Origin of the sequence: Bacillus sp. T2.9-1 (genome assembly GCF_950097965.1) — a bacterium.
In the GTDB taxonomy this organism is placed as follows: domain Bacteria; phylum Bacillota; class Bacilli; order Bacillales; family Cytobacillaceae; genus Niallia; species Niallia hominis.
On the sequence record NZ_CATNHG010000043.1, the window covers coordinates 1 to 360 of the forward strand.

1 protein-coding gene is annotated in these 360 nt (G+C 33.6%); it reads left to right on the forward strand.

Annotated features, from left to right (window positions below):
* Positions 1–154: 154 nt before the first annotated feature.
* Positions 155–360 (forward strand): DUF1657 domain-containing protein (locus QQZ16_RS03610; protein WP_009336488.1); only part of this gene is annotated, 206 nt, incomplete at its 3' end.

The following is a 360-nucleotide window of genomic DNA, read 5'->3' on the forward strand; positions in this document are numbered from 1 at the left end:
GTGGTTACTTAAACTCTAACAGAAATGGATTCTTTTTTCATTTATTTGATGAATGACAATTCAGCTGTGCTACGTGATAAATAAGCATTCAATAGCTTGTCAATAAGTTTTTATGAATAATTCAGGTAAAAAAAAATTCAAGGAGGAAATTATCATGACAGTAATAAATGACGTTAAAACAGCTCTAGCAGGATTGAAAAGTGCTCAAGCAAGTTTTGAAACATTTGCTCTTGGTACAGATAATCAACAAGCTAAGCAACTTTACCAAGATGCAGCTAAGCAAACCCAATCCGTTGTAGACAGCATTGAACCACGTGTTCAACAAATCGAACAAGAAGAACCTCAATACAAACAACAGTA